The organism is Pseudomonas sp. NPDC087814, assembly GCF_044742865.1.
Taxonomy (GTDB): Bacteria; Pseudomonadota; Gammaproteobacteria; order Pseudomonadales; family Pseudomonadaceae; genus Aquipseudomonas.
Map to the genome: position 1 here is coordinate 159,465 of NZ_JBIUVK010000001.1, position 26,306 is coordinate 185,770.

Genomic DNA, 26,306 nt, shown 5'->3' on the forward strand with positions numbered 1-26,306 from the left:
ATCCAGGCGGCTTGGGCTTTATGAACCGTACAGTAACAGCTTGTTCCGATTGGAAAAAGGCTGGCGCCGCAGGAGGGAGACTACAGGCTTGGATGGGGGTTGGCAGGGTGAAGAACAAAGGGGGAGCTGTTGCCAGTTCCCCCTCGTGTTTGCTGCTTAGCGCGGCCCGGAAACCACCAGCATCTGCCCAGGTTTCAGCGCCTGGCCAGTGCGTGGGTTCCAGCGCTTGAGATGTTGCATCTCGACGTTGAAGCGCTTGGCGACGATGTACAGCGAATCGCCTTTCTTGACCTTGTACTGCACCGGCTTCTTGCTGTCGGCCTTGGCCACCAGCTTGCGGGTGTCCTGCATTACCAGGGTCTGGCCGACCTTGAGCGCCTGCCCGTTGAGCTTGTTCCAGCGCTGCAGGTCATGTACATCGACCTTGTTGGCCTTGGCGATCAGCGTCAGGTTGTCGCCGCTGCGCACCTTGTAGTTGCGGGTGCGACCGGCAATGGCCTTGTGCTCAACGTCGTCGAACACCGGCTTTTTCGGGCGCATGCTCAGCAATTCTTCGGGCTTCATCGCCGAAAGGCTGCTGGCCAGCAGCTGCGCCTTGGACGTCGGCACCAGCAAATGCTGCGGGCCGTCCAGGGTGGTGCGCTGTTTCAAGGCCGGGTTGAGCTGGAACAGTTCGTCTTCGTCAATCTCGGCCAGCGCGGCGACCCGTGACAGGTCCATGCTGGTCTTGATTTCTACCACTTCGAAGTACGGCGTGTTGGCGATCGGGTTCAAGTTGACGCCATACGCCTCGGGGGCCAGCACCACCTGGGACAGCGCCAGGAACTTGGGCACGTAGTCCTTGGTTTCCTGGGGCAGTGGCAGGTTCCAGTAGTCCGTCGGCAAACCGAGCTTCTCGTTACGCTCGATGGCCCGGCTGACCGTGCCCTCACCGGCGTTGTAAGCCGCCAGGGCCAGCAACCAGTCGCCGTTGAACATGTCATGCAGGCGCGTCAGGTAGTCGAGGGCGGCGGTGGTGGAGGCGGTGATGTCGCGGCGGCCGTCGTAGGCGCGGGTCTGGCGCAGGTTGAAATAGCGCCCGGTGGCGGGAACGAACTGCCACAGGCCGACCGCATCGCTGCGGGAATAGGCCATTGGGTTGTAGGCACTTTCAATCACTGGCAGCAGCGCCAGCTCCAGCGGCATGTTGCGTTCTTCAAGGCGTTCGACGATGTAATGAATGTAGAGGCTGCCGCGTTCGCCGGCGTTCTCGAGGAAGGATGGGTTGCTGGCAAACCACAATCGTTGCTGTTCAATGCGCGGGTTGACGCCTAACCCGTCCTGCAATTGAAAGCCCCGGCGCATGCGTTCCCAGACATCCTGGGGCACTTCCGGGCTTGGCTTCTCTGATAGCCAAAGGGGTTTTTGCTTGATCTTGGCGGTAAGGTTTGGCTTGGGTTGCACGGTGGATTGTGCGGCAAAATGGGTCGATTGGCAGCCCGCCAGAGTAGCGGACACAGCCACCGCCACGGCTTGAGCCAGGCGGGTCAATGCGTCTGAATGGTTGGTTTTACGAATAGATGACGACATTGGCTGGAAGTAAGTTCCGGGCAAAAATGTCGGGCGATTCTAGAAAGCGCGTGGGTTGCGGTCAACCATTCAGAAATTACGTACTAAATTCCGCGCGCTTAGAACGTATCTTTCCACGACCTCAAGCTAGCAAACACCTCACTCCCGGCCCGGTTATCGCGGCCATTCCGTTCGTCCGCTTTTTCTTTAACGGATGTTTCAGAGGTCCGCAGAAAAGGGTTGGTGCGTTTTTCCAGGGCCAAAGTCGAAGGCAATGTTATCTGGCCGTTCGCCCGCAGTTGCCGCACGTTCTCCACCCGTTCGGCGATATCCGCGTTATGCGGTTCCACGGCCTGGGCGAATTTCAGGTTACTTTGTGTGTATTCGTGGGTGCAGTACACCAGCGTGTTGGCCGGCAAGGCCGCCAGGCGCTCCAGTGAGGTGTGCATTTGCTGCGGGGTGCCTTCGAACAGGCGGCCACAACCGGCGGCGAAGAGGGTGTCGCCACAGAACAGCACGCCCTCGTGATAAAAGGCGATGTGCCCCAGGGTATGGCCGGGTACGGCAAACACCTCGAAGTCCCAACCCAGCACGTTGATGCGGTCGTTATCCTGGAGTGCCACGTCCCGCGCCGGGATCTTTTCATTTGCCGGGCCGTAGACCGTGGCGCCTGAAACACTTTTAAGTTGCTCGACGCCGCCGACATGATCATGGTGATGGTGCGTCACCAGGATGTCGCTGAGGGTCCACTCGGGATGCTGCTGGAGCCAGGCCAGCACGGGCGCGGCATCACCGGGATCGACCACCGCGCAGCGCTTGTTCGGCTGATCCTGTAACAACCAGATGTAGTTATCGGTGAAGGCGGGCAGGGCACTGATCTGTATCATTCTTTGATTCGCCAAGCTGAACACATTGGTGCATCTTAGAGCTTCTTGGCGCGTTGGAGAATGCAATGACTGATAAAGCGTTCGCCCAGGCCGATCCCGAGTGGCTGGCACTGATCAGTGCCGCCCGTGAATGGCTGTCCGGGCCTGTCGGGCAATTTTTACTGGATGAAGAACGGCGCATGCTCGAAGACGAGCTGGGTCGGTTCTTTGGTGGTTACCTGGTGCATTACGGGCCGTCGGCACAAACCCCGCCGTCGGCACCCCAGGTGCAACGCAATGTGCGCCTGGGGGCGCCGCTGCCGGGGGTTGAAATCGTCTGCGAGGAGCAGGCCTGGCCGTTGAGCGAGCATGCGGCCGATGTGGTGGTGATGCAGCATGGCCTGGATTTCTGCCTGTCGCCCCACGGTTTGCTGCGCGAAGCGGCCAGCAGCGTGCGCCCTGGTGGCCATTTGCTGATCATTGGCATCAACCCCTGGAGCAGTTGGGGCTTGCGCCATGTGTTCGCCCATGACGGGCTGCGCCAGGCGCGCTGCATCTCGCCGTCGCGAGTCGGCGACTGGTTGAACCTGCTGGGCTTTGCGCTGGAGAAACGCCGCTTCGGGTGCTATCGTCCGCCGCTTGCGTCTGCCAAGTGGCAAGGCCGGCTGGCCGGCTGGGAACGCAGGGCCGGTGCCTGGCAATTGTCCGGCGGGGGTTTCTACCTGTTGGTGGCGCGCAAGATCGTCGTTGGCCTGCGCCCGGTGCGCCAGGTGCGTCGCGAGCCGATGGGCAAGCTGGTGCCGATGCCGATGGCCAAGGTCAATCGCAAGCAGAGCGAACAGTAAACATACCTTTTTGATTTCAGGTCGAGCCTCTCGACCTCGGGCACTTGTCGGTCGATTATCGGCAACCCGCTTTGATGGATCCCGCTTTAATGGACAGTGAAATGACCGATACCGTAGAACTCTTCACCGATGGCGCCTGCAAGGGCAACCCCGGCCCCGGCGGATGGGGCGCCTTGCTGGTGTGCAAGGGCGTGGAGAAGGAACTGTGGGGCGGTGAAGCCAACACCACCAACAACCGCATGGAACTGATGGGCGCGATCCGTGGCCTGGAAGAGCTCAAGCGCCGTTGCGACGTATTGCTGGTGACCGATTCCCAGTACGTGATGAAGGGCATCAACGAGTGGATGGTCAACTGGAAGAAGCGCGGCTGGAAGACTGCGGCCAAGGAGCCGGTGAAAAACGCCGACCTGTGGCAATTGCTCGATGAGCAATGCAATCGCCACAACATCACCTGGAAATGGGTGCGCGGGCACATCGGCCATCCCGGCAACGAGCGGGCCGACCAACTGGCCAACCGCGGTGTGGATGAAGTGCGCGGCTACAAACAGAGCTGATGCCGGTTGACGTGTTAAGATCCCGCCCTTTGAAATGTACCAAACCGTTGAGAGCTGAACCCTGATGGCCATCCGATCTGTTGTACTCGATACCGAAACCACCGGCATGCCGGTGACCGACGGCCACCGGATCATTGAAATCGGCTGTGTCGAACTGATGGGCCGCCGCCTCACCGGCCGGCACTTCCACGTCTACCTGCAACCGGATCGGGAGAGTGACGAAGGCGCCATCGGCGTCCACGGCATCACCAACGAATTCCTGGTGGGCAAGCCACGGTTTGCCGAGGTGGCGGATGAGTTCTTCGAGTTCATCAACGGCGCGCAACTGATCATCCATAACGCGGCGTTCGACGTTGGCTTCATCAACAACGAATTCGCGCTGATGGGGCAGACCGATCGGGCCGATATCACCCGGCACTGCTCGATCCTCGACACCTTGATGATGGCGCGTGAGCGTCACCCGGGCCAACGCAACAGCCTCGACGCATTGTGCAAACGCTATGGCGTCGACAACTCCGGCCGTGAACTCCACGGCGCGTTGCTCGACTCCGAGATTCTCGCCGACGTCTACCTGACCATGACCGGTGGCCAGACCAGCCTGTCCCTGGCCGGTAATGCCTCGGACGGCAATGGTTCGGCGGAAGGCTCGGGCAATCGTCCTTCGGAAATCCGCCGCCTGCCAGCGGATCGCCAGCCCACCACGATTATTCGCGCCAGCGAGCAGGACATGGCCGAACACGCGGCGCGCCTTGAGGCGATCGCCAAGTCTGCCGGCGCACCCGCGCTATGGACCCAATTGACCCAGCAATAACCGTCACCCCAGCGCCAGCCCCTGGCTGGCCCTGATCAGGTCATATGCCTTGCGCGCAATCGGGTTCGCCGTGTTCGGGCGGATCCACAGGTAGTACGTGACCTCCGGCATCCTCGGCAATCCATCGTTTTCCCCCAATACTCGCATATCCGGCCCTAGCATCTCCATGCTCCGTGGGGTCACGCCGAGCCCTGCGCGGGTTGCCGCCTTGATACCGATCAGGTTCGATGCCAGGTACGCCTGGCGCCACGGGATATTCGCCCGTTCCAGCGCCTCAAGGGCGTAGCGCCGATAAATGCTCGGCTCATCCACCAGAATCAATGGCAGCGGCTCGCTTGGCGAGTGAATGTATTGCGCCGAACAAATCCACCACACCGGCGAGGTGCGCAGTGCAAAGCCCTCCAGGTTGGCATCGGCGCGGGTGGAAATCACCATGTCGACCTTGCCCCGGTGCAGGTCATCCATCAGGAACGGGCTGCGCCCGACGTCGATCTCCAGGCGCAGGCGCGGTGCCGAGCGGGCGATGTGGCTGAGGATCGGCGGCAGGATGGTGTCGGCGATGTCGTGGGGCGAGCCGATACGCAGTACGCCGCTGAGGCTGCTTTCCCGCAGGGAATTGAGTGCATCGTCATTCAGCGAGAGCATCTGCCGCGCATGCCGCAACAGCTGCATCCCGGGTTCTGTCAGTTGTTTTTGCCGGCCACGTTTTTCAAACAGGCTGACGCCCACTTGTTGTTCCAGGCGCTGCATATGCTGGGTGACGGAAGATTGTGTGCGTGCCAGGTGAGTGCCGGCTTCGGCAAAGCTGTGGTGGTCCACCACGGCGATAAAGGTGCGGAGCAGTTCAAGATCGAGGGTCGACATGGCCATTCCAGGGCGTTTTTATATCAAGGGTGCGAAGATAAACATTACAGATGTTTATGTTTTGTCGCGCCGGGTTTTTACGAGGGCTAATGAATTCGAGTATATGGCCAAAAGTAAGCGCGTCCATATACGGGAAGTTATAACGATATTAGATATTTGAATTTCCGTTAGCCCGGCACTCTCCCTAGCATGCCCCCACATCAGGTCGGGGTACGCCGATCGCTAATGAGGGGAGTTCCATGGGGTTTGTGCGCGCGGCGGTAAAACGAAGGTTGCCTGTGGTCCTGGGCGCGTTGATCGCCCTGGGCGGCAGCGCAGTGGCTCAGGCCGATGCGACCCTGGACAAGATCCAGCAGCGCCATGTGCTGGTGGTCGGCGTGCTGCTGTCTGGCGGGCCGTTTGGCGGCATCGACCCCACCACCCAGAAGCCCAGGGGCTTGAACGTCGACCTGGCCAACGAGCTGGGTCGTCAGTTGGGCGCCGAGGTGCAGCTGGTGCCGGTATTGCCGGCCAACCGTGTGCAGTTCCTGCAACAGGGCAAGGTCGACCTGCTGATCGCCAATATGGAATGGACCGCCGAGCGTGGCGAGATCCTCGGGTTCGTGCCGACGCCGTTCTACAAGATCGGCGGCACTGCTGCCGTACTCAAGGACAGCAAGATCACTCGCTGGGAAGATCTCAAGGACCAGCCGGTGTGCACCTCCCAGGGCAGCAGCTACGTCAAGCCGCTGACCGAACTGGGCGCGCAGATCAAGGCCTTCAAGAGCTCTTCGGAATCCCTGCTGGCCCTGCGCGGCAACAACTGCGTCGCTGCGGTGCATGACTCCACCCTGGTCAACCCGCTGATCAACGACAGCGCCGAATGGAAGGATTACCGCACCCTCAGTCCCGAGCTGAACCCGGCGCCATCGGTAATCTGGACCCGCCGTGGCGAGAACGACACCCAGGCCAAACTCGACCCGATCGTCAAGGAACTGCACCGCAGCGGCTGGCTGATCGAAGCCCAGACCCGCAACCACATCACCCCGGCGTCCCCGGCGCTGGTGGAGTTGCAAAAACAGTTCAAGGGCGCCTGACACATGACATTGAGAACCCTGACTGCCTTGGGCCTGGCACTGTGCGCCAGCCTGGCCCACGCCGACGCCACCCTCGACAAGATCCAGCAACGCCACGCCATCAGCGTCGGCGTGATCCTCAGCGGTCCGCCGTTTGGCACCATCGACCCCAAGACCGGCGAACACCTGGGCTACAACGTCGAACTGGCCAAGGGCCTGGGCCAGGCGCTGGGTGTGGAGACCAGGACCGTTTCGGTACTGGCGCCCAACCGCGTGCAGTTCCTGCAACAGGGCAAGGTCGACGTGCTGATCGCCAACATGCAGTACACCGACGAACGCGCCGAGATTCTCGACTACGTGCCAACGCCCTATGAAGAAGTCGGCGGCGCGGCGTTGATCCGCAAAGGCGCCGGGATCACCCAGTGGGCCGACCTCAAGGACAAGCCGGTGTGCGTGTCCCAGGGCAGTAACTTCATCAAGCCGTTGCAGGAAACCTACGGCGCGCAGATCAAGGCGTTCCGCAGCCAGTCCGAATCTTTGCTGTCGTTGCGCGGCAATGGCTGTGTGGCGGCGGTGCACGTCAGCCCGACCATGCACGCGCTGCTCGGCGATGCCGAATGGTCCGGCTACGAGATCCCGTTGCCGGGGGATTTGATCCCGTCCAAATCCGTGATCTGGATCCGCAAAGGCGAACACGACACCCAGGCCAGGCTCGACGCCATCGTGCGCGACTGGCATCGCAGCGGCTGGTTGATCGCCCTCGGCGAACGTACCGGCATGGCTCCGTCCCAAGCCCTGCGTGATCTGCACGAGCAGTACAGCCATGAGTGAAGCGCTATTCGCCACCCTGCAACAACTGCTCGGCGCCGCCCATGTGCAGCGCAGTGAAGATGCCGCCCAGTACCTGACCGACAAACAGGGCCGCTACACCGGCCAGGTGATCGCCGTGGTGCACCCGGCCAACACCGAGGAAGTGGCCGCCGTGGTGCGTGCGTGTGTCGCCCTGGAAGCGCCCATCGTGGTCCAGGGCGGCAACACCGGCCTGATGGCGGGTGCCACACCGGATGCCAGCGGCCGCGCGGTATTGTTGCTGCTCGACCGCATGAACCGGGTGCGCGTGATCGATACCGACAACGACACCCTGACCGTCGAAGCCGGCTGCATCCTGCAAAACATCCAGGACGTGGCCCGTGAAGCCGGTCGCCTGTTTCCATTGAGTCTGGGCGCCGAAGGCAGTTGCACCATCGGCGGCAACCTTGGCACCAATGCAGGCGGCACCGCCGTGCTGCGTTATGGCAACACCCGCGAGTTGACCCTGGGCCTGGAAGTAGTGACCGCCGAAGGCGAAATCTGGAATGGCCTGCGAGGGTTGCGCAAGGACAACACCGGCTACGACCTGCGGGATTTGTACGTGGGCAGCGAAGGTACCCTCGGGATTATCACCGCCGCGACCCTGAAGCTGTTCCCGCTGCCCAAGGCCCAGGCGACAGCGCTGCTGGCGTTTGACGAGTTGGCCCAGGCGGTGGCGTTCCTGTCCCATGCCCGCGCCGGTTTTGGTGCAAACCTCACTGCATTCGAATTGCTCAGCGCCGATTGCCTGGCGTTGTTGCGCGAGCAATTTCCCGAGGGCCCGCAACCATTTCTCAACGCCAGTCAACCCTGGTTTGCCTTGCTGGAGCTGTCGGATAACCACGGTGAAACCCACGCCCGCGAAGCCTTCGAAACGGTCCTCGGTGAAGCCTTCGAACAGGCACTGCTGGCCGACGCACTGATCGCCGAAAGCCTGGCGCAAAGCGAAGCGCTATGGCTGCTGCGGGAGAACATGAGCGAAGCGCAGAAGCGTGCCGGACGCAATATGAAGCACGATATCTCGGTGCCCATTTCGCAAATCGTCGCCTTCGTCGCCCATACCGATGCGCTGTTGCAGACGCATTTCCCCGGTGTTCGCAACTTCACGTTCGGGCACCTGGGGGACGGCAACCTGCATTACAACGTGGCTCATCCGCTGGATTCAACGGTCGACGCGCACATGCGCAACTACGCCGAATTGAGCTTGCTGGTACACGACAGCGCCCATGCCCACGGCGGCTCCATAAGCGCCGAACACGGGATTGGCCAGCGCAAGGTCGGCCTGCTGGGCCGCTACAAAAGCCCGGTGGAACTGGACCTGATGCGCCGCATCAAGCGGGCCCTCGACCCGAAAAACCTGCTCAATCCCGGCAAAGTCATTGAGGTGCAGCCATGACCGTTCGCTTGTCCAAGCGGGTGCAGCGCGTGTCGCTGTCGGCCAATGCGGCGGCCAAATCCCGCGCCACGGAACTGCGTGACGCCGGCCGCGACATCCTGGACCTGACCACCGGCGAGCCGGATTTCGATACCCCGGAGCACATCAAGCAAGCCGCCTGCGCAGCCATTGCTGCGGGCGCCACCAAGTACACGCCGACACCCGGGGTAAAAGCCTTGCGCGTGGCCGTGCAGCGAAAACTGGCCGAAGAAAACCACCTGGACTATTCGCTGCCGAATATCGTGATCGCCAACGGCGCGAAACAAATCATCTTCAACGCCTTCGCCGCAACCCTCGACGACGGCGATCAAGTGCTGGTGCCGACGCCTTACTGGCCGTCGTTCCCCGACAGCGTGCGCTTCAACGGTGGCGAGCCGGTTTTTATCGAGTGCGGGCTGGAGCAGGGCTGCAAACTGCTGCCCGCCCAGCTGGAGCAGCACATCAATCAACGCACCCGCTGGCTGATCCTTAACGGCCCGGGCAACCCGAGCGGTGCGGTGTATAGCGAGGCTGAACTGCACGCGCTGGCCGAGGTGCTGCGTCGCCATCCCCAGGTGCTGGTGCTGCTGGATGAACTCTACGAACACATCCGCTTCGACGGTCGCCCGGCCCAGAGCCTGCTGAACGTCGCGCCGGATTTGCAGGACCGTTGCCTGCTGGTGGGCGGCGTGTCCAAGACCTACGCCATGACCGGCTGGCGCATCGGTTTCGGCGCCGGGCCGCAGGCCTTGACCCATGCAATGGCGGTTGTTCAGTCGCAATCCACCTCCGGTGCTTCCTCCGTGGGCCAGGCCGCTGCATTGGCTGCATTCACCGGCGGGCTGGGCTTTTTGGCCGAGCAGGTAGCGGCCTATCAACTGCGCCGGGACCTGTTGATGATGGCCCTCGGCACCGTCGAGGGCCTGGAAGTACTCGAACCCCAGGGCGGCTTTTTCGTGTTCGTGCGTTGCGCCGGGTTGCTTGGCCGCTATCGCCCGGACGGTCAGCGCCTGAACGATGATGGCGATGTCGTCGCGTACTTGCTGGAGGAGGGCGTCGCCGGAGTAGCGGGCAGTGCCTACGGCCTGTCGCCGTGGTTTCGCCTGTCCATCGCCACGGCGACCGACAGCGTGGCCGAGGCCGGCCGCCGTATCGCTGTCGCCTGCGGCAAGCTGCGGGGCGTCGAATGAGTCATTGGCTGGAGCTTTTTGTGCACTGGGCCGCCGGTATCGGCCTCAACTACAGCTTCCTGCTGGATGCCTATCAGCGCGGCACCCTGGAGCAGGGCGCGCTGACCACCGTGCTGTTGTGCCTGTTCACCGTCGTCGGCAGCCTGCTGGCCGGGATCAGCCTGGCAGCGCTGCTGACTTCCGGCAACCCGTGGCTGGCCAAACCGGCGCGGGTGTTTATCGAAGTCACCCGCAACACGCCGACCCTGGTGCAGCTGTACTGCGCATTCCTGGTGTTGAACATGCTGCTGACCCAGGCCGTCGGCGCGGCCAACCCGCTGACGCCGTTTGCCTGGGTGGTGATCGTGATTTCGCTGCACAAGGGCGCGTTCCACGCCGAAGCCCTGCGCGCCGGCATCGAGGCGGTGCCCGCCGTGACCCTGGAAGCCGCCAGCTCCCTGGCGTTCAGCAGTCGGCAATTGCTGTGGAATGTGCAGTTGCCGTTGGCCCTGCGCTTCGCGCTGCCGTCGCTGATCAACAACCTGATCGACCTGGTGAAAATGACCGCCGTGGCCTCGGCCATCGCCGTGGGCGACATCACTTACGCCTCGATCATGATCTGGACCCAGAGCGACAACGTGCTGGAGCTGATGATTCTGATCCTGAGCTTTTTCGGCTTGCTGAGTTTTACCGTCAATTGTGTGGGGCGCTGGCTGGAAGCGCGCCTGAGGATGCCCGGCTATGGCCATTGATTCATTCCCGGTGCTGTCGGCGTTGCTGCAATGGTCGCCGGCGCTGGTGACTGGTTTCGGCCAGAACATCCTGATCAGCCTGGTGGCGATTGGTCTCGGCTCGCTGCTGGGGCTGATGGTGGGTGCGTTGGCCCTGTCGCCGTTGCGCCTGCTGCGGTTGCCCGCGCGGATCTGGGTGCAGGTTTTCCGCAATGCACCGTGGCTGGTGCTGATCTATTTCACCACCTACGTGTTCCCGTTCGAGATCCATATCGGCAGCAGCTACGTGTCGTTCCCGGACTGGGTCAAGGTGACGATTGGCCTGGCATTGCCGGCCAGCGCCAACGTGGCGGAGATCTTTCGCGGCGCCATCGGCTCGATCCCCAGCACCCAATGGGAGGCGGCGCGCTCACTGGCATTCACCCGCGGCCAGATATTCAGCTCGATCATTCTGCCCCAGTGCTTCAAGCGCATGTTGCCGCCGTGGATGAACCTCTACGCGGTGGTCACCATGGGCACCGCCCTGGCGTCGCTGGTGGGCGTGCACGACGTGATCGACACCGCACAGATCGCCAGCAACACCGTGAACATGACCGGCTTTACCGTGGTGATCTACCTCAGCCTGTTGGTCCTGTTCTTCGCCTACTGCTACCCGATTTCCCGTTTGACCCAACGCCTGGAGCGCCGTTATGCCTTCTATTGAACCCCTGGTCAGCCTGCGGGATTTGCAGCTGTCGTTCGGTGACAACCGGGTGCTCAAGGGCATCGACCTCGACGTGCATCGCGGCCAGGCGGTGTCGATCATCGGCCCGTCGGGCTCGGGCAAGTCGACCATCCTGCGTTGCATCACCGGCCTGTTGCAGCCTCAGCGCGGCACCATTCGCGTGGGCGAAACCCGGGTCGATACGCTGACCCAGGAAGCCCAGCGCATCGAGTTGCGCAAGCGTGTGGGTTTTGTATTCCAGCAATACAACCTGTTCCCGCATTTGTCCGTGCTGGAAAACCTGGTGATCGCCCCGCGCAAGGTGCTCGGTCGCAACCGTGCCAATGCCGAGAAAGATGCCCGGGCGCTGTTGGCCAAGGTGCGCATGGAGCACAAGGCCGATGCCTATCCGGGCCAATTGTCCGGCGGCCAACAGCAGCGGGTGGCGATTGCCCGGGCGTTGGCGATGCGCCCCGAGCTGATCCTGTTCGATGAAGTGACCTCGGCCCTGGACCCGGAAACCGTCGGTGAAGTACTGACGGTGATTCGCGAGCTGACCGAAGAAGGCATGACCTGCGTGCTGGTGACCCACGAAATGCGCTTTGCCGAAGAGATCAGCGACATCGTCTATTTCACCGAAAACGGCGTGATCGTCGAGCACGGCAGCGCCGAGCAGATCTTCCAGCGCCCCACCAGTGAACGGACCCAGGAATTCCTGCGCCATGCCTTGGGCGATCCCGGCCGTCGGCCGCCGATCGCCAATGATCCGTACCTGTTGACCAACCTGAGCCGCTACACCCTGTCCGTCTAACAAGAGGAACCTCGTCATGAGTACCGCAAACCGTGCCGCCGTTATCGAAGACTTCCTGCAGCAGATCCGCGTCATCAACCAGCGTGGCGTAGACCGCGCGGCCCTGGTGGAAATCGTCGGGCTGCTGGAAACCCTGGCCGAGCGCCGGGACCTGTTCAACTTCAGCGAATTCCCCGCGCCGGTGCCGGGGCAGGGCAGTACCGCGTTCCGCTATCGCCTGAACGACGACGGCGACACGCCCACCCTGTACCTGAACTCGTTGCTGCCGGGCAAAAGCACCCTCCCGCACAACCACGAAACCTGGGCGATCATCAGTGCCGTTGAAGGCCAGGAAATCAACTACGTGTATGGCCGCAACGATGAAGGGCGTGAGGAAGGCTTCACCACCCTGACCCTTGAGAAAGAAGTCGTCGTGCAGCCGGGCACCTCTATCTCGTTCCTCGGTGAAGACCTGCACGGGATTCGCGTTGAGGGTGAGCAGGCGACCTTGCATTTCCACCTGTACGGCTTGCCGCTGGAATCCCTCAATGGCCGTTACGGCGTTGAAGCAGACGGCCGGATCCTCAACTACAACGCCTCGCAGATGGCGCCTTCAATCCGGGCCTATTCCTGAGCACAACACACATCAACTGTGGGAGCGGGCTTGCTCGCGAATGCGGTGGGTCAGAAACGCATTCATTGGCTGACACACCCCATTCGCGAGCAAGCCCGCTCCCACAATTGGATCAGCGTTCATCCAGGGTTTTTTATGATTGATCTGTATTACTGGCCTACGGGCAACGGCCTGAAAGTCGGCATCCTGCTGGAAGAGCTGGAGGCGGAGTACCGCCTGATTCCGGTCAACATCCGCGAAGGCGCGCAGAAGCAGGAAAGCTTCCAGCGCATCAGTGCGAATGGGCGGATTCCGGCGATTGTCGACCACCGCCTTGAAGCACCCCTGAGCCTGTTCGAGTCCGGGGCGATCCTGAACTACCTGGCCGACCAGGCCGGGCGCTTCCTGCCGCCCGCCGGTACCGCCGAGCGCCAGAAGGTCCAGGAATGGCTGTTCTGGCAGGTAGGGCATATCACCCCGTACCTGAGCCAGTTGCAGCTGTTCAAGGAGAAGGCCCCGGAACCGATTCCCTTTGCCCTGGGCCTGCTGAACGCCGAAGCCACGCGCCTGTATCGGGTGCTGGAGCAGCGCCTGGCCGAGGTGCCGTATGTGGCGGGCGAATATTCGGTGGCCGACATGGCGATTTTCCCGTGGATCCAGCCCCTGCGCCAAGGCCAGGACCTGGCGGACTACCCGAACATCCAGGCCTGGCGTCTGCGCATCAAGGCGCGCCCGGCAGTCCAGCGGGCCTATGCCAAGGGCCGTGAAGTGGCCGCCGGCGAGCGTTCGCTGGCCTTGCAGTAACCCATCTATTTTTTGCGGGACTTCCATGAGCCAGACCATCACACCCGGGCAATTGCAACAATGGCTGTTTGACGGCCAGGAAATCGCCCTGTTCGACGTACGCGAGCACGGCCAATACGGCGAGGCCCACCTGTTTCACGGGGTGAACCTGCCCTATAGCCGCCTGGAACTGGAGGTGCAGCGCCTGGCACCGAATCCCCGGGTGCGCCTGGTGATCTACGACCAGGACGGCGGCGATGTGGCTGCGCGCACGGCACTGCGTTTGCAAGCGCTGGGCTACCGCCATGTGCATGTACTGGAAGGTGGTGCGAACGCTTGGCAGGCGGCGGGCTTGCAGTTGTTCGCCGGGGTGCATGTGCCGTCGAAAGCCTTTGGCGAATTGGTGGAAGAGGCCAGCCACACACCCCACGTCACCGCGCAGCAACTGGCGGACTGGCAGGCCACGGGCGAGCCGCTGGTGGTGCTGGACGGTCGGCCGTTCGATGAATACCGCAAGATGACCATTCCCGGTTCGATCTGCTGCCCCAATGGTGAGCTGGGTTACCGCGTGCACGACCTGGTGCCGGATGAAACCACGCCGATCGTGGTCAACTGCGCCGGGCGTACCCGCAGCATTATCGGCGCCCAGACGTTGATCAACCTCGGGGTGAAGAACCCGGTTTATGCCCTGGAAAACGGTACCCAGGGTTGGTACCTGGCGGATTTCAAGCTGGAGCACGGCAGCACCCGGCGTTATGCCGACCAGGTCTCGACGGATCTGGGCCGGCAGCGCGAGGCTGCCCGGCAGTTGGCGGAGCGGACAGGGGTGGTCAGTGTCAAGGCGGAGCAGGTCCGGCAATGGGCGGCGGACCCGGCCCGTAGCCTGTTCCTGTGCGATGTGCGTACCGCTGAAGAATTTGCCGCCGGCAGTTTGCCGGGGGCGCAACACACGCCGGGCGGGCAGTTGATCCAGTCCACTGACCTGTACATCGGCGTGCGTCAGGCGCGGGTGGTGCTGTTGGACAGTGATGGTGTGCGTGCGCCGATTGTCGCCAGTTGGCTGCGGCAGTTGGGGCATGAGGCGTATGTGCTGGAGGGTGGCGTCCACAGTGGATTGGCGCTGGAGGTCAAGAAGGCCGTGCCCTTTGACGCGCTGCCGCTGATCTCGGTGCAGGCGCTGGCCGATGCGCTGAAGGACGACACTGTGGACCTGGTGGACCTGCGCCCGAGCATGATCCATCGCAAGGGCCGGATTGTCGGTTCGCGCTGGTCGATTCGTTCGCGGTTGACCACTGGTGGGCGTCCACTGGTGCTGCTGGCTGATGATCCGGCACTGGCCGCTTTTGCTGCGTTGGGCTTGGGCGGCGATGTGCGTTTGCTCGACGGCGGCTATGCCGCGTGGGTTGCGGCCGGTTTGCCGGTGATCGAGGATGCGCAAACGCCTCCGGACAACCAGTGCATCGACTTCCTGTTCTTCACCCACGACCGTCACAGCGGCAACAAGGACGCTGCCCGCCAATATCTCGCCTGGGAAATTGGCCTGTTGGCACAGATGAGCGAAGCGGAAATCGCCAGTCTCAAGCCGTTGTTGCCCGCGTCACGGGTGCGTACCCGGCTGATTCACGCGGCGCGTACCGAAGGCGGCAATGGTGGTCGGGCGGTGAACGTACCGATCACCCGCCTGAGTACCGTGCTGTTCGACAACCTGGCCCAGATGCGTGACGCCCGCTCCCGACGCGACAGTGAGCGGGTCCTGAGTTACGGCGCACGCGGCAATCCCACTGCTTTTGCCCTTGAAGACCTGGTCACCGAACTTGAGGGTGGCTATCGCACACGGCTGTATGGCACCGGGCTCGCCGCCGCGGCGCAGACGTTCCTGGCCTACCTGCGGCCCAGCGACCATGTGTTGATCACCGACGCCGTCTATTCGCCGGTGCGCAAACTGGCCCGGGAGTTCCTCCAGCCATTCGGCATCGAAGTCAGCTATTTCGCCCCGGACGGCAGCGGCCTGGAAGCGCAACTGCAGGCCAACACCAAAATGGTCTACGCCGAAGTGCCGGGTTCGCTGCTGTATGAGCTGTGTGACCTGCCCGCGCTAGCCGCACTGTGCAAGCCGCGGGGCATTCTGTTGGCGGTGGACAACACCTGGGGCTCGGCGTACCTGTACCGACCGCTGGCGCTGGGTGCCGACATCTCGATCATGGCCTTGACCAAGTACCTTGGCGGCCACAGTGACGTGGTGATGGGCAGCGTCTGCACCACCGAAGCGGCATGGCCGGCCCTGGCGAAAATGAGCGATACCTTTGGCAATGCGGTGAGTGCCGACGATGCCTACCTGATCCTGCGTGGCGCACGCACCCTGGCCTCTCGGCTGGACGTGCACGAGCGCCAGGCGTTGAAGATTGCCCAGTGGTTGCAGGCGCAGCCGCAGGCCAAGCGGGTGTTTCATCCGGCACTGGCGGAGCATCCTGGCCACGCGCTGTGGAAGCGTGACTTCAGCGGGAGCAACGGTTTGCTGTCCTTCGAACTCGACCGCGCGGATGCCGGCTACGTCGAACGGTTTATCGACGGCCTGCAGCTGTTTGGCCTGGGCGCATCCTGGGGCGGCTTTGAAAGCCTGGTGACCCTGGCCGATACACAGGATCGCCAGAACGCCGCCGACCGTGGATTGAACCCGGTGGTGCGCCTGCATGTGGGGCTGGAGGATGTGGAGGCGTTGATCGAGGACCTGCAGCGCGGGTTCGTGGCGGCGGGGCGTTGAGCCTTGCACCATGACAATTTGCGTCCGCCCATAGGTGCCCATCGAACTTTGTGTTTAACTTCGGCACCTGAAATTCGTTTCACTACCACCACTAGAAGGATTCCGTTCATGGCTCAAGTTACCCTCCGAGGCAACCCTGTCCAGGTCGAAGGCGATTTGCCGAAAGTCGGCGCCAAGGCGCCAGACTTCACCCTGACTGCCGGCGACCTGTCTGACGCGACCCTGGCGACTTTCGCCGGCAAGCGCAAAGTGCTGAACATTTTCCCAAGCGTTGATACCCCGACCTGCGCCACTTCGGTTCGCAAGTTCAACGCTCAGGTCAACGACGTGAACAACACCGTAGTGTTGTGCATTTCCACCGACCTGCCATTTGCCCAGGCGCGTTTCTGCGGTGCCGAAGGCCTGGAAAACGTGAAGAACCTGTCGGACTTCCGTGAGGCAGCCTTTGCTGTCGACTACGGTGTTGCGATTGCTGATGGCCCGCTCAAAGGCCTGACCGCCCGTGCCGTCGTGGTACTGGACGAGAACGACAACGTGCTGCACAGCGAACTGGTCAGCGAAATCGGCCAAGAGCCGAACTACGAGGCAGCCCTGGCTGTTTTGAAGTAACTGTTACCACGCATTACTGTCGTTTTGCAGTAACACGCGTGATGCAGTATTACGGCCTGGCCTAGTCCAGGCCGTTTTTATTTGTGCTTCAGATGCTTAGCCAGATAGCGAATGGACTAAGCACAGAAGTTAAAAGTTGTAATCCAAGGTAAATAGCCGGTAAAGGCGCTTTTCTTAACGCGCCCCAGTGCTTATCTTTCAGCCTCCCGAAGAAGAAGCTCTCGCACCCAATGGTTGATCACTCCATGCAATCCACCCCTCGTCACTCCCGCCGCTGGCTGTTCGGCCTGCTCGTGCTGCTGGTCATTGCCGGCCTGTGCTGGAAGTTCTGGCCTGGCACCAGCCACAAGGACAGCGCCGAGAAGAAGCCCGCCGGGCATGCCGGCAAGTCGGGGATGATGCGCCCGGGCTTTGGGGGTTCTACCGGCCCGGTGCCGGTGCGTGTGGCGCCGGCGGTGCTGGGCGAATTCCCGGTGTACTACAAGGCGCTGGGTACGGTGACGGCACTCAACACCATCAATGTGCGCAGCCGGGTTGGCGGAGAGCTGGTCAAGATCGCCTTTGAAGAGGGGCAGATGGTCAAGGCCGGTGACCTGCTGGCGGAAATCGACCCGCGCAGTTACCAGAATGCCTTGCTCCAGGCCCAGGGCACGTTGCTGCAGAACCAGGCCCAGCTGAAAAACGCCCAGGTCGACGTGCAGCGTTATCGCGACCTGTATGCCCAGGACAGTATCGCCAAGCAGACCCTGGACACCGCCGAAGCGCTGGTGTTGCAGTACCAGGGCACGGTCAAGACCAACCAGGGCGCAGTGGATGACGCCAAGCTCAACCTCGAATTCACCAAGATCCGCGCACCGATCACCGGGCGTGTCGGCCTGCGCCAGGTGGACGTGGGCAACCTCGTCGCCGCCAACGACACCACCTTCCTGGCGGTGATCACCCAGACCCAACCCATCAGCGTGGTCTTCACGTTGCCGGAAAACACCCTGGAAACCGTGCTGGCGCGTTATCACGCCGGCAACAAGCTGCCGGTGGAAGCCTGGGACCGTGGCGATGTCGCGGTGAAAGCCACGGGCGTGCTGCAAAGCCTCGATAACCAGATCGACGTCACCACCGGCACCCTGAAATTCAAGGCGCGGTTCGATAACAAGGACCAGGCGCTGTTCCCGAACCAGTTCGTGAACGTGCACCTGCTGGCCGACACCCTGCACAACGTGGTGCTGGCGCCGTCGGCGGCGATTCAGTTCGGCAATACCGGCACCTTCGTCTACGTGCTCGATGGCGACAAGAAGGTCAAGGTGCGTCCGCTGGTGATCGGTGATTCCGACGGCGACAACACCGTGATCAAGCAAGGCCTGGCCGCCGGCGACCGTGTGGTGCTGGAAGGCACCGACCGCCTGAAGGACGGCAGCGACATTGAAGTGGTCAACGACAGCACTGAAGTGCCGACCACGCCGACCGAACACCTCCAGGGCCAGCCGGCAGCCAAGACGCAACAAGGCCCGGCTGATGCCGCCAAGGCGCAAAAGGGCGGCGCATGAACCTCTCGCGGCTGTTCATCCTTCGCCCGGTAGCCACTACCCTGAGCATGCTGGCCATTGTCCTGGCTGGCGTGATCGCTTATCGCCTGCTGCCGGTTTCGGCCTTGCCCCAGGTGGATTACCCGACCATCCGGGTGATGACCCTGTACCCCGGTGCCAGTCCGGACGTAATGACCAGCGCGGTCACGGCGCCCCTTGAGCGTCAGTTCGGGCAGATGCCCGGCCTGACCCAGATGGCGTCCACCAGCTCCGGCGGCGCCTCGGTGCTGACCCTGCGTTTCAACCTCGACATCAACATGGATGTCGCCGAGCAACAGGTGCAGGCCGCGATCAACGCCGCCACCAACCTGCTGCCCAAGGACCTGCCGGCGCCGCCGGTGTACAACAAGGTCAACCCGGCGGATACCCCGGTGCTGACCCTGGCCATCACCTCCAAGACCATGTTGCTGCCCAAGCTCAATGACCTGGTCGACACGCGCATGGCGCAGAAGATCGCGCAGATCAGCGGCGTCGGCATGGTCAGCATCGCCGGCGGCCAGCGCCAGGCGGTGCGGATCAAGGTCAACCCCGAGGCCCTGGCGGCCAACGGCCTGAACCTGTCGGATGTGCGCACCCTGATCGCCGCCTCCAACGTCAACCAGCCCAAGGGTAACTTTGACGGCCCCACGCGGGTGTCGATGCTCGACGCCAACGATCAGTTGGTCTCGCCCAAGGAATACGCCGAACTGATCCTCGCCTACAACAACGGCGCGCCGTTGCGGCTCAAGGATGTGGCGCAGATCGTCGACGGCGCCGAGAACGAACGCCTCGCGGCCTGGGCCAACGAAAACCAGGCGGTCCTGCTGAACATCCAGCGCCAGCCCGGGGCCAACGTCATCGAGGTGGTGGACCGGATCAAGGCGCTGTTGCCAAGCATCACCGACAACCTGCCGGCGGGCCTGGACGTGACGGTGCTTACCGACCGTACCCAGACCATCCGGGCCTCGGTCAAGGATGTACAACACGAATTGCTGATCGCCATTGCCCTGGTGGTGATGGTGACGTTCCTGTTCCTGCGCCGCTTCAGCGCGACCATCATTCCGTCCATCGCCGTGCCGCTGTCCCTGGTGGGCACCTTCGGCGTGATGTACCTCGCCGGTTTCTCCATCAACAACCTGACGCTGATGGCGCTGACCATCGCCACCGGTTTCGTGGTGGACGACGCCATCGTGATGCTGGAGAACATTTCCCGCTACATCGAGGAAGGCGATACACCGCTCAATGCGGCGCTCAAGGGCGCCAAGCAGATCGGCTTCACCCTGATTTCCCTGACCCTGTCGCTGATCGCGGTATTGATCCCGCTGCTGTTCATGGCGGACGTGGTGGGGCGACTGTTCCGTGAATTCGCGATCACCCTGGCGGTGGCGATCCTGATTTCCCTGGTGGTGTCCCTGACCCTGACGCCGATGATGTGCGCGCGGTTGCTCAAGCGTGAGCCGAAAGAGGACGAGCAGGGCCGTTTCTACAAGGCCAGCGGCGCCTGGATCGACTGGCTGATCGAGGCCTACGGGCGCAAGTTGCAGTGGGTGCTCAGGCATCAGCCGCTGACCCTGCTGGTGGCCATCGCCACCCTGGGCCTGACCGTGGTGTTGTACATGGTGGTGCCCAAGGGCTTCTTCCCGGTGCAGGACACCGGTGTGATCCAGGGCATTTCCGAAGCGCCACAGTCGATTTCCTTTGCGGCGATGAGCCAGCGCCAGCAGGAACTGGCGAAGATCATCCTCGAAGACCCGGCGGTGGAGAGCCTGTCGTCCTATATCGGGGTAGACGGTGATAACGCCACCCTCAACAGTGGTCGCCTGCTGATCAACCTCAAGCCCCACGGCGAACGGGACCTGAGCGCGGCACAGATCATCACGCGCCTGCAGCCGCAGTTGGACAAGCTGGTGGGGATTCGCCTGTTCATGCAGCCGGTGCAGGACCTGACCATCGAAGACCGCGTCAGCCGTACCCAGTACCAGTTCAGCATGTCCTCGCCGGACGCCGAGCTGCTGGCCTTGTGGAGTGAAAAGCTGGTACACGCCCTCAGCCAGTTGCCGGAACTCTCCGACGTCGCCAGCGACCTGCAGGACAAGGGCTTGCAGGTGTACCTGGTGATCGACCGTGACGCCGCATCGCGCCTTGGTGTGTCGGTGTCGACCATCACCGACGCGCTGTACGACGCGTTCGGCCAGCGGCAGATATCCACCATCTACACCCAGGCCAGCCAGTACCGCGTGGTATTGCAGGCCCAGTCCGGTGAAACCCTCGGCCCGGACGCCCTGAACCAGATCCATGTGAAAACCACCGACGGTGGCCAGGTGCGGCTGTCGAGCCTGGCCCATGTGGAACAGCGCCAGGCCCAGTTGGCAATCGCGCATATCGGTCAGTTCCCGGCGGTGATGATGTCGTTCAACCTGGCCCCCGGCGTGGCGCTGGGCAAGGGCGTCGACCTGATCAACCAGACCCAGAAAGACATCGGCATGCCGGTGGGCGTGCAGACCCAGTTCCAGGGCGCGGCCCAGGCATTCGAGGCTTCGCTGTCGAGTACCTTGCTGCTGATCCTGGCGGCGGTGGTGACCATGTACATCGTGCTCGGGGTGCTCTACGAGAGCTACATCCACCCGATCACCATCCTCTCCACCCTGCCGTCGGCAGCGGTGGGCGCCTTGCTGGCCTTGCTGCTCAGTGGCAACGACCTGGGGATGATCGCGATCATCGGCATCATCCTGCTGATCGGCATCGTGAAGAAGAACGCGATCATGATGATCGACTTTGCCCTCGACGCTGAGCGCAACCAGGGCCTGGACCCGCAAACCGCGATCTACCAGGCGGCGCTGTTGCGCTTCCGGCCGATCCTGATGACCACCCTGGCGGCGCTGTTCGGTGCCGTGCCGTTGATGCTCGCCACCGGCTCCGGCGCCGAGTTGCGCCAGCCGCTGGGCCTGGTGATGGTGGGCGGGTTGCTGGTGAGCCAGGTGTTGACCCTGTTTACCACCCCGGTGATCTACCTGTATTTCGACCGCCTCGGCCGTCGCTGGCGCAAAGAGCCGGTGCGCCTGGAGCCGGTTGAGTCATGAACCTGTCCGGACCATTCATTCGCCGGCCGGTAGCCACCATGCTGCTGAGCCTGGCGATCATGCTGCTGGGCGGCGTCAGCTTCAACCTGTTGCCGGTGTCGCCATTGCCGCAGATCGATTTCCCGGTGATCGTGGTGTCGGCCAGCTTGCCGGGGGCCAGCCCCGAGGTGATGGCGTCGACGGTGGCCACGCCGCTGGAGCGCTCCTTCGGCGCGATTGCCGGCATTACCACCATGAGCAGTTCGTCGAGCCAGGGTTCGACCCGGGTGATCCTGGCGTTCGACTCCAATCGCGACATCAACGGCGCGGCGCGGGAAGTGCAAGCGGCGATCAACGCCTCGCGTAACCTGCTGCCCAGTGGCATGCGCAGCATGCCCACCTACAAGAAGATCAACCCGTCCCAGGCGCCCATCATGGTGCTGTCCCTGACTTCGGACGTGTTGCCCAAGGGCCAGCTGTACGACCTGGCCTCGACCATCCTGTCCCAGAGCCTGTCCCAGGTGCCGGGCGTGGGTGAAGTGCAGATCGGCGGCAGCTCCTTGCCCGCCGTGCGTATCGAACTGGAACCCAAGGCCCTCGACCAGTACGGCGTGGCCCTGGACGATGTGCGTAATACCATCGCCAATGCCAACGTGCGCCGGCCCAAGGGTTCGCTGGAGGACAGCCAGCGCAACTGGCAGATCCAGGCCAACGACCAGCTGGAAAAGGCCAAGGACTATGAACCGCTGCTGATCCGCTACCAGAATGGCGCGGCCTTGCGCCTGGGGGATGTGGCGAAGATCAGCGACGGCGTCGAGGACCGCTACAACAGCGGCTTCTTCAACAATGACTCGGCGGTGCTGCTGGTGATCAACCGCCAGTCCGGCGCCAACATCATCGAGACGGTGAAGCAGATCAAGGCACAACTGCCGGCCTTGCAGGCGGTGTTGCCGTCCAGCGTCAAGCTGAACCTGGCCATGGACCGTTCGCCGGTGATCACCGCCACCTTGCACGAAGCCGAGATGACCCTGCTGATTGCCGTGGCCCTGGTGATCCTGGTGGTGTACCTGTTCCTCGGCAACTTCCGCGCCTCGCTGATTCCCACCCTGGCGGTGCCGGTGTCGCTGGTGGGTACGTTTGCAGTGATGTACCTGTTCGGCTTTTCCCTGAACAACCTGTCGCTGATGGCGCTGATCCTCGCCACCGGCCTGGTGGTGGACGATGCCATCGTGGTGCTGGAGAACATTTCCCGGCACATCGACGAGGGTGTGCCGCCGATGAGGGCGGCGTATCTGGGAGCCCAGGAAGTCGGCTTCACCTTGCTGTCGATGAACGTCTCGCTGGTGGCGGTGTTCCTCTCGATCCTGTTCATGGGCGGGATCGTCACCAGCCTGTTCCGCGAGTTTTCCATCACCCTCGCAGCGGCGATCATCGTTTCGCTGGTGGTGTCGCTGACCCTGACCCCGATGCTCTGCGCCCGCTGGCTCAAGCCCCATGTCAAAGGCCAGGAAACAGGCTTGCAGCGCTGGAGCCAGAAGATCAACGACCGCATGGTGGCAGGCTACGCCCGCAGCCTGGACTGGGTGCTGCGCCACAAGCGCCTGACGCTGCTCAGCCTGTTGGTGACCATCGGGGTCAACGTCGCGCTGTATGTGGTGGTGCCGAAAACCTTCATGCCCCAGCAGGACACCGGGCAACTGATCGGCTTTGTGCGTGGCGACGACGGGCTGTCATTCAGTGTGATGCAGCCGAAGATGGAAATCTTCCGCAAGGCGGTCCTGCAGGACCCGGCGGTGTTGAGCGTGGCAGGCTTTATCGGCGGCAACAGCGGCACCAACAACGCGGTGATGCTGGTGCGGCTCAAGCCCATCAGCGAACGCAAGATTTCTGCCCAGGCGGTGATCGAGCGCATGCGCAAGAATGTGCCACTGGTGCCCGGCGGGCGCCTGATGCTGATGGCTGACCAGGACCTGCAATTCGGCGGCGGCCGCGACCAGACCACCTCGCAGTATTCCTACATCCTGCAAAGCGGTGACCTGGCGGCCTTGCGCCTGTGGTACCCGAAAGTGGTTGCCGCGTTGCGTGAGCTGCCGGAGCTGACCGCCATCGATGCCCGTGAAGGACGTGGGGCGGCCCAGGTGACGTTGATTGTCGACCGCGACCAGGCCAAGCGCCTGGGCATTGACATGGACATGGTCACTGCCGTGCTCAACAACGCCTACAGCCAGCGGCAGATTTCCACCATCTACGACAGCCTCAACCAGTACCAGGTGGTGATGGAGGTCAATCCGAAGTACGCCCAGGACCCGATCACCCTCAATCAGATGCAGGTGATCACGTCCACCGGTGCGCGCGTGCCGCTGTCGGCCATCGCTCACTATGAGAACAGCCTGGCGGACGACCGGGTCAGCCATGAAGGCCAGTTCGCCTCGGAGAACATTGCCTTTGATATGTCGCCCGGCGTCACGGTGGAGCAGGGCACGGCCGCCATTGAGCGGGCGATTGCCAAGGTCGGCCTGCCGGAAGAGGTGATCGCGAAGATGGCCGGTACGGCCGACGCCTTCGCCGCCACCCAGAAAGGCCAGCCGTTCATGATCCTCGGTGCACTGGTAGCGGTGTACCTGGTATTGGGGATTCTGTATGAGAGCTATATCCACCCGCTGACCATTCTGTCGACCTTGCCGTCGGCGGGGGTGGGCGCCTTGCTTTCGATTTACCTGCTGGGGGGCGAGTTCAGCCTGATCTCGCTGCTGGGGCTGTTCCTGCTGATCGGGGTGGTGAAGAAAAACGCGATCCTGATGATCGACCTTGCGCTGCAACTGGAACGCAAGGACGGCATGAGCCCGCTGGAATCGATCCGCGCCGCCTGCCTGGTGCGGCTGCGCCCGATCCTGATGACCACGCTGGCGGCGATTCTTGGCGCCGTGCCGCTGCTGCTCAGCACGGCCGAAGGCGCGGAAATGCGCCAGCCCCTGGGCCTGACGATTATCGGCGGGCTGGTGTTCAGCCAGATCCTGACCCTCTACACCACGCCTGTGGTTTACCTTTATCTCGACCGCCTGCGCCACCGTTTCAACGGTTGGCGCGGAGTGCGTACCGATGCTGCCCTGGACACTGCGCTATGACCGATTCAACGTTTCCCACCGTGCAACGTCTGGCGATGACTCGCGGCTCAAAGCTGCTGAGCCTGGCCCTGTGCGGCGTGATGCTCAGCGCCTGCGCCGTCGGCCCGGACTACAAACGCCCCGAATTGACCGAGCCTGCCCAGTACAAAGAGGCCCAGGGCTGGCGCCAGGCCGCGCCCAGCGACTCGCTGGCCCGGGGCGCCTGGTGGGAGCTGTACGGCGACAAACAACTGAATGAGCTGGTAGAAAAACTCAACAGCTCCAACCAGACCGTGGCCCAGGCCGAGGCGCGTTATCGCCAGGCCGCCTCGCAGGTGCGCAGTGCCCGTGGGGCGTTCTTCCCCACGGTTGACCTGAGTGCCTCGAAAAGCCGGGCCAGCCAGGGTACCGGCAGCAGTAACGCCAGCCTCAGCAGCTCCAGCAGCGGTATTCGCGACACCCTCAACACCCAGTTGGGCGTGAGCTGGGAAGCCGATATCTGGGGCAAACTGCGCCGGGGCCTGGAAGCCAATGAAGCCAGCGCCGAAGCCAGCGCGGCGGATCTTGCGGCGATGCGCCTGAGCCAGCAATCGGAACTGGTGCAGGATTACCTGCAACTGCGGGTCATGGACGAACAGACCCGTTTGCTGCAAGCCACGGTGGACACCTACCAGCGCTCCCTGCAGATGACCCAGAACCAATACCGCGCCGGTGTCTCGGGCAAGGACGCCATCGCCCAGGCCCAGACCCAGCTGAAAAGCACCCAGGCCAGCATGATCGACCTGATCTGGCAGCGGGCGCAGCTGGAAAACGCAATTGCCGTGCTGATCGGTGTGCCGCCGGCCAACTTCAACCTGGCGGTGAGCAAGGACATTCCGGCGCTGCCGCAGATTCCGGTGAGCCTGCCGTCGCAACTGCTGGAGCGCCGCCCGGATATCGCTCAGGCGGAGCGCTCGGTGATCGCGGCCAACGCCAACATCGGCGTGGCCAAGACCGCCTACTACCCGGACCTGACCCTGAGCCTGGCCGGCGGCTACTCCAGCAGCACCTACGCCGACTGGATCAGCCTGCCGAACCGCTTCTGGTCGGTGGGGCCGAAACTTGCCATGACCCTGTTCGACGGGGGCCAGCGTTCGGCCGAAGTTGACCGCGCCGAGGCGTCCTACGATGAAACCGTGGCCAAGTACCGCCAGACCGTACTCGACGGTTTCCGCGAGGTGGAAAACTACATGGTCCAGCTCAAGGTCCTGGAAGACGAGGCGGTCGTGAGTAACGAGGCCCTCGAAGCGGCCCGGGAATCCCTGCGCCTGACCCAGAACCAGTACAAGGCCGGGTTGATCGCCTATCTCGATGTGGTCACCGTGCAAGCCACCGCCCTGAGCAACGAGCGTACGGTGCTGACCCTGCTGCAAACCCGGCTGGTTGCCAGTGTGCAACTGATCGCTGCACTGGGCGGTGGCTGGGATGGCCAAATGCAGCTGAGCGACAAGAAGTAAACCTCGCTCTGGCTGGTGTACGGGCTTGTGTGGGAGCGGGCTTGCTCGCGAAAGCGGTGGGGCAGTCAACTGTGTATCAACTGACCCGCCGCTTTCGCGAGCAAGCCCGCTCCCACAAGGGTT

General features: G+C 62.8%; 21 protein-coding genes. 18 read left to right on the forward strand and 3 right to left on the reverse strand.

Features of this window, described 5'->3' with window-relative positions:
* Window positions 1–156 precede the first annotated feature (156 nt).
* Together ACIOMR_RS00805 and gloB are read right to left on the reverse strand one after the other, a co-directional pair.
* Window positions 157–1,569 carry a lytic transglycosylase domain-containing protein gene (locus ACIOMR_RS00805; protein WP_008435202.1) on the reverse strand — a complete coding sequence of 471 codons (1,413 nt, stop codon included), beginning with the start codon at window positions 1,567–1,569 and terminating at the stop codon, window positions 157–159.
* Between the two features lie 98 nt (window positions 1,570–1,667).
* Window positions 1,668–2,435 carry a hydroxyacylglutathione hydrolase gene (gene gloB, locus ACIOMR_RS00810; RefSeq protein WP_003207471.1) on the reverse strand — a complete coding sequence of 256 codons (768 nt, stop codon included), beginning with the start codon at window positions 2,433–2,435 and terminating at the stop codon, window positions 1,668–1,670.
* 65 nt (window positions 2,436–2,500) lie between these two features.
* Between gloB and ACIOMR_RS00815 the strand changes: the two genes are divergently transcribed.
* The 3 genes from ACIOMR_RS00815 (at window position 2,501) to dnaQ (ending at window position 4,624) form a co-directional block, all read left to right on the forward strand.
* Window positions 2,501–3,259 (forward strand): class I SAM-dependent methyltransferase, encoded by a 759-nt coding sequence (locus ACIOMR_RS00815; RefSeq protein ID WP_003207473.1) that lies wholly within the window; start codon window positions 2,501–2,503, stop codon window positions 3,257–3,259.
* Window positions 3,260–3,360: 101 nt separating this feature from the next.
* Complete coding sequence (rnhA, locus tag ACIOMR_RS00820) at window positions 3,361–3,813, forward strand: ribonuclease HI (protein ID WP_003207474.1); 453 nt, start codon at window positions 3,361–3,363, stop codon at window positions 3,811–3,813.
* Between the two features lie 70 nt (window positions 3,814–3,883).
* Entirely contained in the window at window positions 3,884–4,624 is a 741-nt protein-coding gene (gene dnaQ / locus ACIOMR_RS00825; RefSeq protein ID WP_162835175.1) for a DNA polymerase III subunit epsilon, read from the forward strand.
* Between the two features lie 3 nt (window positions 4,625–4,627).
* On the opposite strand, the gene ACIOMR_RS00830 is transcribed toward dnaQ, so the two are convergent.
* Complete coding sequence (locus ACIOMR_RS00830) at window positions 4,628–5,488, reverse strand: LysR substrate-binding domain-containing protein (RefSeq protein WP_003207477.1); 861 nt, start codon at window positions 5,486–5,488, stop codon at window positions 4,628–4,630.
* A 239-nt stretch (window positions 5,489–5,727) separates the two neighbouring features.
* Here ACIOMR_RS00830 and ACIOMR_RS00835 point away from each other — a divergent pair, with 239 nt between their 5' ends.
* The 15 genes from ACIOMR_RS00835 (at window position 5,728) to ACIOMR_RS00905 (ending at window position 26,183) form a co-directional block, all read left to right on the forward strand.
* Entirely contained in the window at window positions 5,728–6,564 is an 837-nt protein-coding gene (locus ACIOMR_RS00835; protein WP_401191669.1) for a transporter substrate-binding domain-containing protein, read from the forward strand.
* A 3-nt stretch (window positions 6,565–6,567) separates the two neighbouring features.
* Complete coding sequence (locus tag ACIOMR_RS00840; protein ID WP_178902780.1) at window positions 6,568–7,374, forward strand: transporter substrate-binding domain-containing protein; 807 nt, start codon at window positions 6,568–6,570, stop codon at window positions 7,372–7,374.
* Window positions 7,367–8,788, forward strand: coding sequence for an FAD-binding oxidoreductase (locus tag ACIOMR_RS00845; RefSeq protein ID WP_401191672.1), 1,422 nt, complete (start codon window positions 7,367–7,369; stop codon window positions 8,786–8,788). Before ACIOMR_RS00840 ends, ACIOMR_RS00845 begins: the two co-directional genes overlap by 8 nt.
* Window positions 8,785–9,996 carry an aminotransferase class I/II-fold pyridoxal phosphate-dependent enzyme gene (locus tag ACIOMR_RS00850; protein ID WP_003207484.1) on the forward strand — a complete coding sequence of 404 codons (1,212 nt, stop codon included), beginning with the start codon at window positions 8,785–8,787 and terminating at the stop codon, window positions 9,994–9,996. The genes ACIOMR_RS00845 and ACIOMR_RS00850 overlap by 4 nt, the downstream gene beginning before the upstream one ends.
* Window positions 9,993–10,727 (forward strand): amino acid ABC transporter permease, encoded by a 735-nt coding sequence (locus ACIOMR_RS00855; RefSeq protein ID WP_178902782.1) that lies wholly within the window; start codon window positions 9,993–9,995, stop codon window positions 10,725–10,727. The genes ACIOMR_RS00850 and ACIOMR_RS00855 overlap by 4 nt, the downstream gene beginning before the upstream one ends.
* Complete coding sequence (locus tag ACIOMR_RS00860; RefSeq protein ID WP_003207487.1) at window positions 10,717–11,409, forward strand: amino acid ABC transporter permease; 693 nt, start codon at window positions 10,717–10,719, stop codon at window positions 11,407–11,409. Before ACIOMR_RS00855 ends, ACIOMR_RS00860 begins: the two co-directional genes overlap by 11 nt.
* Window positions 11,396–12,220: an amino acid ABC transporter ATP-binding protein gene (locus ACIOMR_RS00865; RefSeq protein ID WP_401191676.1), complete on the forward strand. Its 825-nt coding sequence runs from the start codon at window positions 11,396–11,398 to the stop codon at window positions 12,218–12,220. The genes ACIOMR_RS00860 and ACIOMR_RS00865 overlap by 14 nt, the downstream gene beginning before the upstream one ends.
* 16 nt (window positions 12,221–12,236) lie before the next feature.
* The gene (locus ACIOMR_RS00870) at window positions 12,237–12,833 is read left to right on the forward strand and encodes a cysteine dioxygenase (RefSeq protein ID WP_008435185.1); all 597 of its coding nucleotides are present in this window, start codon (window positions 12,237–12,239) and stop codon (window positions 12,831–12,833) included.
* 135 nt (window positions 12,834–12,968) lie between these two features.
* Window positions 12,969–13,616 (forward strand): glutathione S-transferase family protein, encoded by a 648-nt coding sequence (locus tag ACIOMR_RS00875; protein ID WP_177122924.1) that lies wholly within the window; start codon window positions 12,969–12,971, stop codon window positions 13,614–13,616.
* Between the two features lie 25 nt (window positions 13,617–13,641).
* The gene (gene metC, locus ACIOMR_RS00880) at window positions 13,642–16,356 is read left to right on the forward strand and encodes a cystathionine beta-lyase (protein ID WP_401191680.1); all 2,715 of its coding nucleotides are present in this window, start codon (window positions 13,642–13,644) and stop codon (window positions 16,354–16,356) included.
* Between the two features lie 108 nt (window positions 16,357–16,464).
* Complete coding sequence (gene tpx / locus ACIOMR_RS00885; RefSeq protein ID WP_003207496.1) at window positions 16,465–16,965, forward strand: thiol peroxidase; 501 nt, start codon at window positions 16,465–16,467, stop codon at window positions 16,963–16,965.
* A 230-nt stretch (window positions 16,966–17,195) separates the two neighbouring features.
* Window positions 17,196–18,506, forward strand: coding sequence for an MdtA/MuxA family multidrug efflux RND transporter periplasmic adaptor subunit (locus ACIOMR_RS00890; RefSeq protein ID WP_178911521.1), 1,311 nt, complete (start codon window positions 17,196–17,198; stop codon window positions 18,504–18,506).
* Window positions 18,503–21,604 (forward strand): MdtB/MuxB family multidrug efflux RND transporter permease subunit, encoded by a 3,102-nt coding sequence (locus ACIOMR_RS00895; RefSeq protein WP_087692387.1) that lies wholly within the window; start codon window positions 18,503–18,505, stop codon window positions 21,602–21,604. Before ACIOMR_RS00890 ends, ACIOMR_RS00895 begins: the two co-directional genes overlap by 4 nt.
* Complete coding sequence (locus tag ACIOMR_RS00900) at window positions 21,601–24,708, forward strand: efflux RND transporter permease subunit (RefSeq protein WP_102605669.1); 3,108 nt, start codon at window positions 21,601–21,603, stop codon at window positions 24,706–24,708. Before ACIOMR_RS00895 ends, ACIOMR_RS00900 begins: the two co-directional genes overlap by 4 nt.
* Window positions 24,705–26,183: an efflux transporter outer membrane subunit gene (locus tag ACIOMR_RS00905; protein ID WP_003207503.1), complete on the forward strand. Its 1,479-nt coding sequence runs from the start codon at window positions 24,705–24,707 to the stop codon at window positions 26,181–26,183. Before ACIOMR_RS00900 ends, ACIOMR_RS00905 begins: the two co-directional genes overlap by 4 nt.
* Window positions 26,184–26,306: the final 123 nt, after the last annotated feature.